Origin of the sequence: Castellaniella sp., assembly GCF_049673105.1 — a bacterium.
Lineage (GTDB): Bacteria > Pseudomonadota > Gammaproteobacteria > Burkholderiales > Burkholderiaceae_B > Castellaniella.
The window spans coordinates 15435-30604 of sequence record NZ_JBATXG010000026.1; the positions used below are offsets into that span (position 1 = coordinate 15435).

Genomic DNA, 15170 nt, shown 5'->3' on the forward strand with positions numbered 1-15170 from the left:
AAAATACAATGGACTTTCCAGTCGTCACGTCCCACGGGCCCCGGACCACCATGTCTTCCACCTTCCTGGACAAGGCTTTCGCGAGCTTTCCTGCCTTCCGCCACGCTGACCCCGATGGCCTGCGAATACTGTCAGGCGGCGCCCGCCGCATGGTGTTGTCGGTCCGCCAGCATTTGTTCCATCTGGGCGAACCAGCCGATCATTTCTTCTGGATCGAATCCGGCAGCGTCACCCTGTATCTGCCCAGCTACAACGGTGACGAACGCGTCTTCCAGGTTCTGGGAAACGACTGCCTGGTGGCCGCGACCGTCATGTTTGCGAACGACCGCCGCTACCCTGTCTCAGCCCAGGCGAACGAACGCACCGTGCTGCATCGCCTGGACGGCGCACCGCTGATTGGCATGGCGCAACGTTCATCGGAATTTTCCTGCGCTCTGCTGCGCATCGTGGCCGGCCAGATGACACAGGCGATCGGTCGCATCGACCTGCTGACCATCGCCAATTCCATGCAACGCCTGGTCACCTACCTGGTGACCCTTTACATCGAGCAGGGCAGCGCCTGGCTGACCTTGCCAACCCATCACCGCGTGCTGGCGCGGCAGTTGAACATGACACCGGAAAACCTGTCGCGCATGCTGAGCGGTTTTCGGCGCGATGGCCTGATCGGCGGACGCAACCGCGATCTCGTTCTGCTCGACGTAGAAGCTCTGTGCAAGCAGGCCCGGCTGCCGCCTCCGGATATGAAAAAAATCACCCCGTCCTCGGGGCAATCTCAGGACGAAACGCTGTTCAGCTGCTGCACGCTGCACTGATTCCCCGTCAACAGCCGGATTCGGGGCCCGAGAACGGGCTGGGCGTCTTGCCGGCCGGCTCAGCGCAGCCTTCGCGCCCATCCAGCCGCCGGCCCGCCAGAACCGGCCAGGCATGCCACAAATAGGCAGCATAGGCGCCCACCCACAACATGCCAGCCGTCAGGATCAGCCACCACGACCAGCGCGCCAGCTCCGGCAGTCCGACCGACGCTCGGATCAGGGCGGCCAACGCCAGGACGCCCGCCGCCGCAGGCAGCCATGGCCGGCGGTCCAGCCATCGTCCCGTATGGATGCGTCCCGCCAAGCTCATGATGGTGAACACCGACAGACCCATGGCGCCGGCTGTCAGCAGATGGCGACCGCTCGACACAGGCCAGACACCCGCCAGCCAGGCCAGGCCCATGGCCCCGTAGCCCAGGGCGATCAGCCAGAAGCAGGCATATAGCATCAACGCCCAGCGGGTGAGCAGCGCCCGCCCGACATGCCAATCATTGAGCACATTCAGCATGGCGGCGCAGGCGGCCAGCGCGGCCCAGCCGGCCACCGGGCCGCCGCCCAGGACTGCCTGCGCCACACCGCATGCACCAATGGAAAAGACCGCCAGATAACGACGCGGCGGGCGGGCCAGATAATGATCCGATGGCGACGGTGCGCCCGGTCGACCTGCCTCGATATAGCCATTGAGCACGCTCATCGACACCCGACTGCCCGCCAGCAGAATCAGGACCATCGTCAGATCGATCGCGCCATGAATCCAGGGCAGCCCATCGTATCCGGCAAACAGCGCAACGAAGAACCCGGTCTGCGCCAGCAACAGCCCAGCCAGCGTCCAGGCAAAACCCAGATGCGCCCGGCGCGGATCGCGCCACAGCGCCGGCGCCAACCGGATCAGCAAGACAGCCGTGAAGGACACATTGCACAGAACCGTCAGCCCAAGCCCCGTCCCGAACGGCAGCCACTGCGCCAACGCATATGCCGCCCGTGCCATCAACCATAGAGCAACCAAGCCGGTCAGCGGGCGGACGGCAATCGGCGCTGCCCCCGTGAATTCCGGGATGGCGGTCAGCAGAAAGCCAGCCGCTGCCGCCAGGCCGAAACCAAACACCAGTTCATGCGCATGCCACAACAGCACACCCCCCGGCGGTCTCCAGCCAGACAGGGCAGCGCCATTCAGAAACAGCATCCAGACAGACAAGAACACCACGGCGCTCGCCGATGTCAGCACGAAAAATGGACGAAATCCGCAAGACCATAAAGGGTGAACCGCTGAACCGCCATGCTGCGCCGTCATGAGGACTCTCCATCCAAGGCCACTGCCGAGACCAGCCCAAAGGATTCCCGCACGATCGGCGCATCCATCAAGCTGGCTGTCATCCGATGGCTCCAGGCCTCGGTACGCTGGGACTGCGATCGTTCCACCACGAATTCGCCCAACATGCGCCCTGGCCCGGACGCCATGACGACGATGCGGTCGGCCAGCCGGACGGCCTCCATCAGATCATGAGTGATCATCAGCACGGCGGTCCCGGCGTGTTCCACCTGCTTGCGCAGCAGACCATAGAGTTCCTGCTTCAGTCCTACATCCAGAGCTGAGAACGGCTCATCCAGCAGCAGCAGATCCGGCGCCACCGCCAGTGCGCGGCCAAGCGCTACCCGGCTTTGCATCCCGCCGGACAGTTCATGAGGATATTTACACGCGTCCGCTTCGGTCAGGCCCATACGCGTCGCCCACTCCATCGCCCGGCGTCGGCGTGCGACAGCGGGCAGCCCCAGGCCCTTGAGTCCCAGGGAAATATTGTCCGCCGCATTTTTCCAAGGCATCAGCCGGGGCTGCTGGAACACGCAACCCACTCCCCGGAATGTGGAGCGCACCCGTCCTTCGGACGGTTCAAGCAAGCCCGCCGCAATATGCAGCAAGGTGCTTTTCCCGCAGCCGGACGGCCCCACCAATGCCACGGTCTCGCCGGCATGAAGGTTCAGCGAAATACCTGACAGCACAGTCGTCAGCCCAAAGCGATGGCCCAGTTGGCGAAGGCTCAATAGACTCATGTGTCCGCCGTCCGCCAGCGCTCGATGGCGCGCTTGATCGGCTCCAGCAGCAGATACTCAGCGGCCAGCAGCAATCCCAACACCGCTGCGATCCAGCCCAGCGACCCTGCCATATCCAGTTGCGCCCGCGACACAGCCAGTGCCGCCCCCGCGCCATCCGACGCCGCCAACAGCTCGGCCATCATGACCACTTTCCAGGCAATGCCCAGGGCGGTAATCCAGGCCGGCAGCAAGTATGAAACCACGTGCGGCAGATGCACATCCAGCAACATCGCGTACCACGTCAGCCGATAGACACGCGCCACATCCATGAGCTGCCCATCCAGCGTCCTCGCCCCCTGCATCGCCCCCGCAAAGACCAGCGGAAAACAGGCAAGCACGACAGTGAACACAGGTGTGGCATCGCCCATGCCGAACCAGATCATGGCCAGCACCAGCCAGGCAATGGGCGGCATCCCCAGCAACAGCGTCACCAAGGGCCGCGACACCAGCGCAGCAGTCAAAGACCGACCGGCCAGCATTCCGAGCACAGTCCCCGCCAGCACGGCAATCCCCAGCCCCAGGAAGGCGCGACGAGCGGAAATCCACAATTGCGGCGCAGCCAGACCCGAGGCCAGCAGTTCACCCAGCCGGCCCAGCACCGCCGAGGGCCCTGGCAGAACCAGCGGCCCATGGTGCAAGGCACCCCATTCCCAAAGGGCACAGAACAGCAGCAGACTGGCCACCGCCCCCCAGCCGCTCCAGAAATAGGCCAATACAGCACCCAAGCGCCGCCATCCGGGCGCGTCAGGCATAGAAGTCATGATCCGGCAATCGCCCGCCGATCAGCGCGGCGTGATCCGCCAACAAGCACTGAAAGAAGAACTCCAGTTCTTCTCGCGCATCTACGGCATCCACCGCGCGGTCGCGCGACTGCACCAGAGAATCCGCCACGGCGTCAGGCGTCAGCATAGGGATATGGCGCGCCACCAGCTCGCCGCATTGCGTGGGGTGCGCCAGGCACCACGCCAAAGAATCCGCATACTGGGCACGCACCCGGCAGGACAGGCCGGTATCAACGCTTGATTTCCCCACGGCTGCTATACCCGCCTGCGGAATGCGTGGCTCACGGCCCAGTACCCGGCCCCAGGCCTGCGACAGGTTGACGCCGCGATACAGCGTAGGCGCCACGACCGACACGGGGAATGATTCGCTCTTGCGCAACACCATGGACACGGCGGGTTCCGGCAACAGCGCGTGATCCACGCGACGGAGCAACAATTGCTGAATGGCATCGAATGGCGTCGGCACATAGCGCAAGAAGAAATCCCGCCGTTGATCCAGCCCCAGACGAGACGTCAGCAAGCCAAACAGAATGTCCGGCATATCCGCCCGAAACGGCATGGCGATTTCCAACCCTTGGAAATCGTCCAATGCATGCAGCGCCGGATCGCGGGTTACAAGCCACAGCATCCCCCAGGTCGCCACGTTCAACAGCCGCAGGGGAACTCCCTGAGCGTACAGATTCGCCGCCACATTTGATGGCATCGCCATGAAATCCGCGCCGCCGCCCACTGCCCAGGCCCGCAGCTGATCCGGGTTCTGCCACAACTGAAAACGGCTGCCCGGCGCTACGTCGTCCAGGCTGCCGGAATCCGTCATATGGATCAGGGGATACGACACGGTGGCTGGCGGCCCCGCCAGCACAAGCGGTCGCATACCGGCAGCCGCCGCCGACACACCTGCTGCAGATGGCACCGCCGCCATCAGCCCCCAGGCAGAGGCCAGGCCCAGCAGCGCGCGGCGCCGAACCTCGGGAACTGGCGGATGACAAGCGGACGATGCTGACGGCGCGGTGAGTCGAAAAACCATGGCGATTGCCGGCGTGAATCTTGTAAACCCTGGAATTGTGGGTGGATCACCATGTAAATGCAAATGATAATTATCAAGTTTAACTATGCTCGTCAGATCGATACGGAGCAGGATCAATATCATGCTTGCGCATCAGCGCCCAGAAAGCCCGGCGGTGTTTTTGCGCCATGCGCGCGGCCAAGGTGACGTTGCCGCCATGACGCCCCAGGGCTGCACGGATATAGGCGCGTTCAAAGCGGGCGACGACCTGGCTTTTTGCCTCGCGGAAGGAATCCTGCGATGTGGCGCGCTGCATGGCGAGGGCCACGGCATAGGCTTCCAGTTCCGCCCCGGAACGATCCAGGATGGTGTGACAGAGTTCAGCTTCGGTCGGCCCTTGATGAGCCGCCACCATCATGCCGGAGATGACCGCGCCGCCATACAGCGGTTCAGGCTCTGCCACACAAGCCGGCGCCAGCCTGCCCAGGGCGCTTTCCAGGCGGGCGCGCAGTTCTTCAGGGCAAAACGGCGGTTGCAGAAAGTCTGACGCCCCCAGCGCAATCAGATCATGCACAGCCTGCGCCCGCAGCCCCACCGCGTAGACCAGCAGCACCGCCGGCAGGCGACCGGCACGTGCCGCCAGCGCCGTGCGCCATGCCGGCAAAGACGATTCATCCGCGTACAACAGGCCCGCATCGTAGCGACCGCACGCCAGAGCAGGATCATCGAACAGGGTGTCGATCGCCGCATGAGGCTGCAACAAGGTGTGCAGGTGCAGGCGGCCCCCCAGATAGGGTCCTTTCAGCGCCCGCACCCAATCTGTTTGGTCCAGGGTCAAGAGTGCGCAATCCAACCGTTCTCGCATGCCAGGTCTCCTTGGTCGAAGCGAAGGCCCGCATGACGCGTCCCCGCCGAAACGACAGAATAGGCAAGCAAACCGACACGGCATAGTCGCAAAACTACGCTGGGGATAACCCTTGGTTTACTCGAAACAGCCGGTTTTTAGAAATTTATTGTTGGATTAGGAAAAATTTTAGGAATATTCACTGAAAACGTGGTGATAGCATGGCGCCAATTTAATGCCATAAGCAGGAGACAAGCTTTGGAAGCACTGAATACTTTCGTCAACGACATCAACGGCCTGGTCTGGGGCCCCCCCATGCTGGTCCTGATCCTCGGGACAGGCTTTTTCCTGATGATCCTGTTGAAGTTCATGCCGCTGCGCCGCATCGGCACAGGCTTTGCCATGATCTGGCGCGGTCGCCATCGTGGTGATGCGTCCACGGGGGAAATCAGCCCCTTCGAGGCCCTGATGACCTGCCTGGCAGCCACCGTCGGAACCGGCAACATTGCCGGCGTGGCGACCGCCATCGCCGTGGGTGGCCCTGGCGCCCTGTTCTGGATGTGGTGCACGGCCTTGGTCGGCATGGCCACCAAATATGCCGAAGTGGTCGTCGCCGTCCATTTCCGCGAAAAAGACGAACGCGGCCAACATTCCGGCGGCCCCATGTACGCCATCAAGAACGGTCTGGGCCGTAAATGGCTCTGGCTGGGCGTCGCCTTTGCGATCTTCGGCGGCTTCGCCGGCTTTGGCATCGGCAACATGGTTCAGGTCAACAGCATGGCGCTGGCGCTGGAATCCACCTTCTCGGTACCCACCTGGATCACCGGGGTAGTCACCATGATCCTGATCGGCCTGGTCATCCTGGGCGGCATCAAACGCATCGGCGCGGTCGCGGCATCCCTGGTGCCGTTCATGTGCGTGGCCTACGTGCTGGCCGGGCTGGTCGTGCTGGCCGTCAATGCGGACCGCATCCCCGAAGCGCTGGATCTGATCTTCACCCACGCCTTCTCGCCCATCGCCGCCACCGGCGGCTTTGCCGGCGCCGCTGTCATGGCCGCCATCCGCTTCGGTGTGGCGCGCGGGATCTTCTCGAACGAAGCCGGTCTGGGTTCCGCCGGTATCGCCCAGGCTGCCGGCACCACCAGCAATGCAGTGGAATCCGGCCTGATCGGCATGATGGGGACTTTCATCGACACCATCATCATCTGCAGCATCACCGGCCTGGCCATCGTCTGCTCGGGCGTCTGGACCAGCGGAGCGAGCGGTGCTGCGCTGTCAGCGGCTGCCTTCGAAGTGTCCCTGCCGGGCGTCGGCGGCATCATCCTGACCATCGCCCTGGTGATCTTTGCCTTCACCACCATCCTGGGCTGGAGCTACTACGGCGAGAAATGCTGGGAATTCCTGCTGGGCGCCAAATCCACGATACCCTACCGCATCATCTGGGTCGTCGCCATCCCGTTTGGCGCCATCACGCAGCTGGACTTCGCCTGGCTGCTGGCCGATACCCTGAATGGGCTGATGGCTCTGCCCAACCTGGCCTCGCTGATCCTGCTCAGCCCGGTGATCGTCAAACTGACGCGGGACTATTTCCGGGACCGCACCCAAGTCGGCGAACTGAGCACGCAGACGAAGTAAGCCTCTAAGACGCGGCGCACCGCCATCGCCACGGCAGCCCATGCTGCCGTGGCGTTTTTATTGCGGATCGTGCGACAGTCCTCGCGCGACGTGGCAGCGAAACCGATGCTGCGGGTCCTGCGTATCGTGCACCAACGGCTGCGGCAATTCGCACCCTTGCGTCGCCCAGGGGCAGCGATCCCTGAAAAAACAGCCGACGGGCAAGATGCGATTGCCGGGCAATTCCACTGGCGCGGCGGGCATATCGTCCATCCAGGGTCGGTCCAGGCGCGGCACCGAATCCAGCAGTTCGCGGGTATAGGGATGCCGGGGCGCCCCCAGCACCGCGCCGGCCTCTCCCTGTTCGACGATCTGGCCCAGATACATGACCGCGACCCGGTCGCACAGATGCCGCACGACGGACACATTGTGCGAAATCAGCACATAAGTCAGCCCATGACGGCGGCGCAAGTCCTGCAGCAGATTCAAGATCTGCGCCTGCACCGAGATATCCAGCGCCGAAGTCGGCTCATCCAGGACGATCACGTCGGGCCCGGAGGACAGGGCGCGAGCGATAGCGATACGCTGGCGCTGACCGCCGGAGAACTCATGCACGTAGCGGTCCAGCGTGTCGGGTCGCAGCCCCACCTGCACGGCCAGTTCCGCCGCCCAGGCACGCAGGGCGGCGGCGCCTCGTCGCTGCGCCGATCCCGATCCCGCCCCGCGCCGTCCCCGGACGACCAGCGGCTCGATGATGACCTTCCAGGCGGGCAAACGCGGATCCAACGAAGACTGGGGGTCCTGAAAAACAATCTGAACATTGGCCGGATGGCCATCGACGCGACGCTGGCGCTGCACACTGCCATCGGTAGGCGGCAGCAAGCCCATCAACACCTGGGCCAGCGTACTTTTGCCGCAGCCGGATTCCCCCACGATGCCGAACGCCTCGCCGCGCCGAATCTGCAGATCGATGCCATTGAGCGCATGGGCCGATTGCAAGACACGCCCCCGCCAATCGCGCACGACGGGAAAATGGACGCTGACATCCCGGATATCCAAGACGGAATCCGGCCCTTGCTGATCGGGTCGATCCGCGCCGACACCTGCTGCAGTCCGATGAACGACCGTCATACGCTCCCCCCGGCGGCGTCCGCCTGCGCCGGCGACAAGGGATGCCAGCAAGCCAGCCTGCGGCGGTCCTGTCCAGCGTCACTCGCCTCTGCCGCAACATCCAGGGGCAGCAGAGCAGGCCGCTGGCGACAGGTCTCGTCCGCATACGCGCAACGATCGAAAAAGGGGCAACCCGAAGGCGGATGGCGCATGTCCGGCACCTGCCCCGGAATGGCCGCCAGCGCCGACCCCGGCGGGGCGCCCTCCGGCAAGCCGTCGAGCAGGCCGCGCGTGTAAGGATGACGCGGTTCTCGCAGCACCTGCCCGGTGGGGCCCTGTTCAACCACGGTACCGGCATACATCACGTACACGCGATCGCATAACTGGGACACGACCGCCATATCGTGCGTGATAAACAGTATGGCGGTGCCGCGTTCGCGCGCGTGATGGCGCAACAGCTGCAGGACCTGGCGCTGCACCGTGACGTCCAGCGCCGTCGTCGGTTCGTCGGCAATCAACAGGTCCGGGTCGCAGGAAAAGGCCATAGCCACCATGACGCGCTGCCGCATGCCGCCCGACAGCTCGAACGGATAAGCCCTCAACACCTGGGCCGGGTCGGGAATCATCATGTCGCGCAACAAGGATTCCGCCTGGGTCAAGGCATCGCGCCGGCTGATACGGCGGTGCACGCGCAACACCCCGACCATCTGTTCCCCGATCCGCTGCGTGGGATTCAGGGCCGTCATGGGTTCCTGAAAGATCATGGCGGCCCGGCGACCGCGCCACCGACGGACCACGGGTTCGGAGGCGGCCAGCACATCATCGCCCCCCAGATGCAGGCTGCCTGCCGTGACCCGGTAGCCGCCGGGCGGCAACAGCCGCAGGGCCGCCATGGCCGTCACGGATTTACCGGAACCGGATTCGCCCACGATGCCCACGATTTCCCCCGGCATGACGCGCAGGCTGACGCCATTGAGCGCCCGGACCGCGCCGCCAAAGACGGGGAATTCCAGGGACAGGCCGCGCACATCCAGGACGGGAATGGTGTCCGGACTCATTTCACCCTCGACTTCGGATCGAGCAGGTCTCGCACACCGTCACCCACCAGATTGCAGGCCAGCGCCGTCACCAGAATGGCGCACCCCGGCGTCACGGTGTACCACCACTGATCCAACAGGAAATTGCGGCCCGTGGCGACCATCGCCCCCCATTCCGCCGTAGGCTGCTGCGCCCCCAGGCCGATGAAGCCGAGCGCCGCCGCCATCAGGATCGCGCCGCCCACGTCCAGCGTGGCCTGGACCACGATGGGCGAGGCGGCATTGCGCACCACGTGCCAGCTGACCACGTGGCGCCGGCTGGCGCCGAACGTCCACGCGGCCTGCACATAGGCCATCTCGCGGATACTGAGCGTCTGGCCGCGCGCCAGGCGCACGTAAAAGGGAATCCGCACCAGCGTAATGGCCAGCATGGCATTGAACAGGCTGGGCCCCAGGGCGGCGGCCAGCGCCATGATCAGCACCAACGAAGGGACCGACAGCACGACGTCCATGGAGCGCATGATCAGGCCGTCGATACGACCGCCCAGAATGCCTGAAAAACAGCCGATGATCGCGCCCGTCACGCTGGCGCACCCGGCCACGAACAACCCTACCCCGATGGACTGCTGTCCGCCATACAGAACCCGGCTGAAAATATCGCGCCCGACTTCGTCCGTCCCAAACCAGTGCTGGGCGGAAGGCGCCGCCAGGCGCTGGACCAGATTGATCTGCTCGGGGTCATACGGCGCCACCCAGCCGGCCAAACCGACGGCCAGACCGACCGCCAGCAGAATCAACAGCCCCAAAAGCATCAGGGGGTTGCGGCGCAACTGATACCAGAAATATGTCACCCAACCCCCCGGATACGAGGGTCCAGCCGCCGATACAGCAGGTCGACCAGCAGATTCAACACCACGTAGGCGAAGGACACCACGACGGCAAACCCCATCACCGCCGGAAAATCCAGGGCCTGAATCGAATCCACCACATAGGCCCCCATGCCGGGCCAGCCAAAGACGGTTTCCGTCAGCACCGCGCCATACAGCAGGTCTCCCAGGGCCAACCCCAGGACGGTGACGGAAGGAATCAGGGCATTGGGCAGCGCATGGCGCAACACCACCACCCAGGGCGACAGGCCATAGGCCCGCGCCGTGCGCACATAGTCCTCGTTGAGCTGTTCCAGCATCGAGGAGCGCACCTGGCGGGCCACGACCCCCAGGTGGACGAACCCCAGCGTCACGGCGGGCAGCAGCATATGTTGCAGCGCACTGCGCCACACCGGCCAGTCGCCGGCCAGCGCGGCATCAATCAAATACAGGCCGGTGACGCTGGGCGGCGGCGTCATGCCCTGATCGATGCGCCCGCCCCCTGGCAGCCACCCCAATTGCCCATAAAAAATGACGATCAGGCCCAGGCCCAGCCAGAACGCCGGGGTGGAAATACCAGCGACGGCCAGCGTCCGGGCCACGTGATCGGTCAGGCGGTTGCGATAGACCGCGGACAAAACGCCCAGCGGGATGCCCAGAGCCGTCGCCAGCACCAGCGCCACCAAGGCCAATTCCAGGGTCGCCGGGAAGAACGCGGCAATGTCCTGCAGCACAGGACGATGCGTGCGGATGGAGGTGCCCAGATCGCCTTGCAGCAACTGCCCCATATAGTGCAGATACTGTTGCGGCAACGGCAGATCCAGCCCCAGTTGGCTGCGGATGTGGGCGATGATTTCCGGCGTCGCCCTGTCCCCCGCCACCAGCCTGGCCGGATCACCGGGGACCATATGGGAAATGGTGAAGGTGATGAGCGACACGCCCAGCACCACCCATACCAAGCTGAGCAGGCGCCGGCCCACGACCGGCAACCATGCCCCGCTCATGCCCTGCACCTTTCGGACCCTGGACCATCAGCGACCAGGGCGACGAACGGAAGGCATGTCATTTTTTCATGTCGGCGACGTTAAAGACGCGCTCCAGCATGGGATTGAAGACAAAGCCCTGCACATTGGCCCCCAGTCCGGCCTGATAGTTCTTCTGGTACAGATAGGCGTAGGCCGCGTCCTTGACGACTTGTTCCTGGACTTGCTTGTACAGGGCAACCCGTTGGGACTGGTTGCTGAGTGTGGCAGCCTCGCGCAGCCAGCCGTCGACCTGCGGATTGGAATAGAAGGACCGGTTGCCCGCCAAGCCCTTTTTGTCCGAATCGAACCAGTAGCTGGTGAACATGTAGGGATCCGCGAAATCCGGGCTCCAGTTGCCGATGGAAATATCGAAATTGCCCTGGCCCAGGTTTTCACGCAGCGTGGCGTTGGCGAGTTTTTCGAGCTTGACCGGCACGCCGATCGCCGTCAGATTGGCCTGCACCGTCAAAGCGATCGGTTCCCAGGCCGGGTCTTGGGTGGAATACCGTAGCAACACCGGCGCCTTGACGCCGCCGGCCTTGCCCACCAGGGCCTTGGCGGCAGCCACATCTTGTTTGGGCTGCGGCAGATCGGCATCGTGGCCCCACATGCCTTCGGGAATCGGGCCGCGCATCTGCTTGGCCTGCCCCATCATGATGCCATCGACGATGCCCTTGTAATCCAGCGCATCCACGACCGCATGGCGCAGATCGGCGCTTTGCAAGGGGCCTTTGGCGTTGTTCAGGTACAGATAGGTGACGCGCAACGACGGGAATTCCGCCACCTGCACGGCCTTGTCTTTTTTGAGCGCCTGCAGTTGATCGACCGGCAATTCCTCGGCCACGTCCAGATCGCCCTTTTGCAGCTGCAGGCGGCGGGCGGACGATTCGGGCACGATCTTGACCACGAATTTATCCAGGGTCGGCTTTTTGGAGCCTGCATAATGGGGGTTGCGTTCCAGGGTCAGCGCCTGGCCTTTTTGCCATGACACCAGCTGGTAAGGCCCTGACCCCGCCGTGTTGCCGGACAGCCAAGCATCGGCATCCGGGCGCTGCATCGCCTGGGGATTGATGATGGATGCGCCATTGTTGGCCAGGGTGTACAAAAAGGGCGCGAACGGCTTTTTCAGGGTGAAGCGCACGGTCTTGGCATCCACCGCATCGATCTGCATATCGGCGGGAAAGGCCTCGGACGGCCCTTGCTTTTTGGCCAGCAGCCGCTCGAAAGACTGTTTCACGGCCTGGGCATCTACGGGCGTGCCGTCCGCGAACTGCTGGCCGTCGTTCAGGGTGAAAGTCCACACCAGATTGTCCGGCGACGCGGTCCAGTTGGCAGCCAGATCACCCTCGACCTCGGTCGAACCTTTGCCGTCGACTTGTTTGTAGCGCATCAGGCGCTGATAGGCCGGATAGGTGACGGTCCAGTCGTTATTGTCGATCGTGATCGCCGGGTCCAGCGTCTGGGGATCGGCGGGCTTGCCGATGACCAGCGTGTCGGGCGGCGTCGCCGCCACGGCCCCGCCGGCCAAAGCCAGCGCCCCGACGCCCATCACGGTTGCCATTACGGCCCGGCGCACGCCGGTCTGAATCATGGATTGCATGGTGTGTCTCCGTCCGTCAAATGATCTGCTGGCCCGCTCAGTGTGTGTGGTACACCTGGACCATGTCATGCTCCGGCAGTAACGCATATTCCTGCGCGTTCGGCAATTCGTAATGCCACCATTCCGTCGGAATGGAGCGAAAGCCGGCCTGCAGCATGATGCCCAGCAGCAGGTGGCGGTTGCGCTGGGCTTCAGGCGGCACGTCGTCGCGGTCGTGGTGGGACTGGTCGCGCATATCGTCGAAGCCCGTGCCCATGTCCAGCGGCTGCCCGCCGATTTCCAGCAGGCCCACGTCCACGGCCACCCCGCGCGTGTGGTTGGACCCCAGGGCGGCATCGGCCACGTAACGCGGGTCGGGCAACGCTTTCCAGAACACCGCCTGAGCCCCCGCCGGCCGATAGGCATCGTAGACGACCAGCATCAGGCCGGCCCGGCGAGCCGCCTGCGCGGCGCGGCGCAGGCAATCCGCCGCGACTGGGCGCAAAGCACAGCGAGCCCCTGGGGCATAGATGGGGCGCCCTACCAAATTGTCCGCCGTGGCATACGCCAAAGAAATCTGTATTCCATCAGCAGGCGTCAATTCAACCAGATCCGTCATGGCCACCCCGTATTCGTGTGTTCTTCCGTCACAGCACTGTACCGGAAACCGCCGACACGCATCAGCCCCGCAGCTGCCCGATCCAATGACGGGTCGAGACATCGTGCCCGGCGGCGTCCTCTGCCTGATCGGGGTCCAGCGCCCGCACGATGCCGCGCGCCAGGACCTTGCCGTATTCCACCCCCCACTGATCAAAGGGGTCGATGCCCCAGATCACGCCCTGAGTGAAGACACGGTGCTCGTACAACGCGAGCAGCGCGCCCAGGGAATAGGGGGACAGGCGCGGCAAAACGACCAGATGATTGGGCCGCCCGCCTGGGTGTACGCGATGCGGCGCCAGCCGATCGGCCTGCTCCGCCGATAGCCCTTCGGCCAGACATTCGGCGCGCGCCTGGGCGAGTGTCTTGCCGCGCATCAGGGCCTCGCGCTGAGCCAGGCAGTTGGCCAGCAACTGGCGATGGTGCTGCGCCCAATGGTGATCGGCCTGGCTGCACAGGACGAAGTCCACCGGCGCGCCATCACTGCCCTGGTGCATCCACTGGAAAAACGTGTGCTGCGCATCGGTGCCAGGCATGCCCCAGACGGCGGGCCCCGTCGGCACGCCCACGGGCCGCCCGGACTGGTCCACGGATTTCCCCAGGGATTCCATGTCCAGCTGCTGCACATAAGGAACCAGATTGGCCAACCGCGAATCGTAAGGGGCGATGTTCAGGGAACCCTGCCCCAGAATGCTGCGGTTGACGATGCCGGCCAGCGCCATGCGCACGGGCGCGTTGAGCGACAGCGGCGCCTGGGCAAAGTGGGCGTCCATGGCAGCGGCCCCCATGCGCAAGCCCGCCAGCACATCCGCGCCCACCGCCAGCGCCGTGGTCAGGCTGACCGCCGACCAGATGGAAAACCGACCGCCGACCCAATCCCACAGGTGGAAAATCTGCGTATCCGGAATCCCCCAGGCACGGGCGCGGTCGGGCTGCGCCGTCACTGCCGCCACGTGATCGGCGGGGTCCAGGCCGGCGGCCAGCAGCCATTCCCGCGCCCGCGCCCCATTTTCCAGTGTTTCGGATGTGGTGAACGATTTCGACACCAGCACGATCAGGGTGTCGCGCGGGTCCAGGCCGGCCAGGCCGCCTTCGATGGCGTGACCATCGATATTGGCGACGAAGCGCACATCCCGCCAGGTGCCGGCATATCCAAAGGCGGACACCGCCAGACGCACCCCCCAGTCAGATCCGCCGATCCCCACGTGCACGATGTGGCGCCAGCGACGCTCGGTATCCGCCCGGCGCACCCAGGCATCCACACGTTCGCGTTCCGCCAGAACATCGGCGGGGGCCGTGGGCGCGCGCAGCGCGGTATGCCAGGCCGCGCGATTTTCCGTGACGTTGACGACTTCGCCCGCCAGCAGGCGGCGGCGCTGTTCATCAAATCCACGCGCTTGCAACAAGGCCTGGCCCGCGACCAGCAGTTCCGGCGAGTGACGCTGCCCGCTGGCATCCAGCGTCAGGCCGGGCGCCTCGACCAGGTCCAGACCATCGGTCTGCGACGGGCAGGTTTGCGCCGCCACGACGAAGCGTTTCCATTCGGGAAGCTCGGTCAGGGTGGGCGATGTATCGGCAACAGCAGCAGGATGGGAAGCCATGGGAATGTCTGGAGCAGTAGATTCGCCGCTCATTATGTCGCGAATCGGTCGTGCTGGGGACATTGCGGCGCAGACCGCTTGCCGACCGGCTACCAGCCGCAAAAGCCAAGCGGCCCCAAAAGGGGCCGCTTGGCGATCAGATCCGC

At 64.4% G+C, this 15170-nt stretch carries 14 protein-coding genes; 2 read left to right on the forward strand and 12 right to left on the reverse strand.

Going from position 1 to position 15170, the window contains the following annotated elements:
* Nucleotides 1-50 precede the first annotated feature (50 nt).
* Nucleotides 51-812, forward strand: a complete 762-nt coding sequence (locus WBF69_RS10705; RefSeq protein WP_424263973.1) for a Crp/Fnr family transcriptional regulator — start codon at nucleotides 51-53, stop codon at nucleotides 810-812.
* A gap of 7 nt (nucleotides 813-819) precedes the next feature.
* Here WBF69_RS10705 and WBF69_RS10710 read toward each other — a convergent pair whose 3' ends face one another.
* The 5 genes from WBF69_RS10710 to WBF69_RS10730 form a co-directional block, all read right to left on the reverse strand.
* A complete protein-coding gene (locus WBF69_RS10710; protein ID WP_424263975.1) occupies nucleotides 820-2103 on the reverse strand; it encodes an NnrS family protein in 1284 nt (427 codons plus the stop codon).
* Nucleotides 2100-2861 carry an ABC transporter ATP-binding protein gene (locus WBF69_RS10715; RefSeq protein WP_424263977.1) on the reverse strand — a complete coding sequence of 254 codons (762 nt, stop codon included), beginning with the start codon at nucleotides 2859-2861 and terminating at the stop codon, nucleotides 2100-2102. Before WBF69_RS10715 ends, WBF69_RS10710 begins: the two co-directional genes overlap by 4 nt.
* Complete coding sequence (locus WBF69_RS10720; RefSeq protein ID WP_424263979.1) at nucleotides 2858-3664, reverse strand: ABC transporter permease; 807 nt, start codon at nucleotides 3662-3664, stop codon at nucleotides 2858-2860. The genes WBF69_RS10715 and WBF69_RS10720 overlap by 4 nt, the downstream gene beginning before the upstream one ends.
* The gene (locus WBF69_RS10725) at nucleotides 3648-4712 is read right to left on the reverse strand and encodes an ABC transporter substrate-binding protein (protein ID WP_424263981.1); all 1065 of its coding nucleotides are present in this window, start codon (nucleotides 4710-4712) and stop codon (nucleotides 3648-3650) included. Before WBF69_RS10725 ends, WBF69_RS10720 begins: the two co-directional genes overlap by 17 nt.
* 79 nt (nucleotides 4713-4791) lie before the next feature.
* Nucleotides 4792-5556, reverse strand: coding sequence for a helix-turn-helix domain-containing protein (locus WBF69_RS10730; RefSeq protein WP_424263983.1), 765 nt, complete (start codon nucleotides 5554-5556; stop codon nucleotides 4792-4794).
* Nucleotides 5557-5850: 294 nt separating this feature from the next.
* Here WBF69_RS10730 and WBF69_RS10735 point away from each other — a divergent pair, with 294 nt between their 5' ends.
* Nucleotides 5851-7170 carry an alanine/glycine:cation symporter family protein gene (locus tag WBF69_RS10735; RefSeq protein ID WP_424264079.1) on the forward strand — a complete coding sequence of 440 codons (1320 nt, stop codon included), beginning with the start codon at nucleotides 5851-5853 and terminating at the stop codon, nucleotides 7168-7170.
* Between the two features lie 57 nt (nucleotides 7171-7227).
* Here the strand turns inward: WBF69_RS10735 and WBF69_RS10740 are convergent, their stop codons facing one another.
* The 7 genes from WBF69_RS10740 to pgi form a co-directional block, all read right to left on the reverse strand.
* Nucleotides 7228-8280: an ABC transporter ATP-binding protein gene (locus tag WBF69_RS10740; RefSeq protein ID WP_424263985.1), complete on the reverse strand. Its 1053-nt coding sequence runs from the start codon at nucleotides 8278-8280 to the stop codon at nucleotides 7228-7230.
* Nucleotides 8277-9317 carry an ABC transporter ATP-binding protein gene (locus tag WBF69_RS10745; RefSeq protein ID WP_424263987.1) on the reverse strand — a complete coding sequence of 347 codons (1041 nt, stop codon included), beginning with the start codon at nucleotides 9315-9317 and terminating at the stop codon, nucleotides 8277-8279. Before WBF69_RS10745 ends, WBF69_RS10740 begins: the two co-directional genes overlap by 4 nt.
* Nucleotides 9314-10147, reverse strand: coding sequence for a D,D-dipeptide ABC transporter permease (ddpC, locus tag WBF69_RS10750; protein WP_424263989.1), 834 nt, complete (start codon nucleotides 10145-10147; stop codon nucleotides 9314-9316). Before ddpC ends, WBF69_RS10745 begins: the two co-directional genes overlap by 4 nt.
* Nucleotides 10144-11166, reverse strand: coding sequence for an ABC transporter permease (locus WBF69_RS10755; protein WP_424263991.1), 1023 nt, complete (start codon nucleotides 11164-11166; stop codon nucleotides 10144-10146). The genes ddpC and WBF69_RS10755 overlap by 4 nt, the downstream gene beginning before the upstream one ends.
* Before the next feature lie 58 nt (nucleotides 11167-11224).
* Complete coding sequence (locus WBF69_RS10760; RefSeq protein WP_424263993.1) at nucleotides 11225-12787, reverse strand: ABC transporter substrate-binding protein; 1563 nt, start codon at nucleotides 12785-12787, stop codon at nucleotides 11225-11227.
* Between the two features lie 37 nt (nucleotides 12788-12824).
* Nucleotides 12825-13385 carry a D-alanyl-D-alanine dipeptidase gene (ddpX, locus tag WBF69_RS10765; protein ID WP_424263995.1) on the reverse strand — a complete coding sequence of 187 codons (561 nt, stop codon included), beginning with the start codon at nucleotides 13383-13385 and terminating at the stop codon, nucleotides 12825-12827.
* A 61-nt stretch (nucleotides 13386-13446) separates the two neighbouring features.
* Nucleotides 13447-15024 (reverse strand): glucose-6-phosphate isomerase, encoded by a 1578-nt coding sequence (gene pgi, locus WBF69_RS10770; RefSeq protein WP_424263997.1) that lies wholly within the window; start codon nucleotides 15022-15024, stop codon nucleotides 13447-13449.
* Between the last annotated feature and the right edge of the window lie 146 nt (nucleotides 15025-15170).